The sequence below is a fragment of the Pseudomonas fuscovaginae SE-1 genome (genome assembly GCF_000364705.1).
GTDB lineage: Bacteria > Pseudomonadota > Gammaproteobacteria > Pseudomonadales > Pseudomonadaceae > Aquipseudomonas > Aquipseudomonas fuscovaginae_A.
Genome location: NZ_AQOH01000289.1, coordinates 1 through 516, shown reverse-complemented (window position 1 = coordinate 516; position 516 = coordinate 1). Strand labels below are relative to the sequence as shown.

The following is a 516-nucleotide window of genomic DNA, read 5'->3' as shown; positions in this document are numbered from 1 at the left end:
GCAACCGCTGCCGCTGCAGCGCTATCGGCAGGGGCAGACGGGCAACAGTCTCAATCCGGTGGTGCTCGCGGGAGCACCCCAGGGCCGCCTGCTGGGCGAGTTGCAACGGATCTTCGCCGCCACCGAGACGGTCGCCGCCACCCCGGCGAGCGTCGAGGCACCGTCCACGGTCAAGGTCCAGGGCCTGGTGTTCGATGCCAGCGGCCTGGCCGATATCGCCCAACTGGATGAGCTGTACCGCTTCTTCCATGCCAACGTCCGGCGCCTGGCCCACCACGGCCGCGTGCTGGTCCTGGGCACGCCGCCGGAGCACCGCGGGGAACTGGCCCAGGCGGTGGCGCAACGGGCCCTGGAGGGTTTCGTGCGCTCGCTGGGCAAGGAACTGCGCCGGGCCATTACCGTGCAACTGCTGTACGTGGAGCCCGGTGCGGAAACGGAAATGGACAGCAGCCTGCGCTTCTTCCTGTCGCGCCGCTCCGCCTATGTCTCCGGCCAGGTGGTACGCATCGCCGAAGC

1 pseudogene is annotated in these 516 nt (G+C 69.6%); it reads left to right on the top strand.

Features of this window, described 5'->3' with window-relative positions:
• A pseudogene (locus K675_RS0123225) lies at positions 1-516 on the top strand (3-oxoacyl-ACP reductase); the annotation flags it as partial.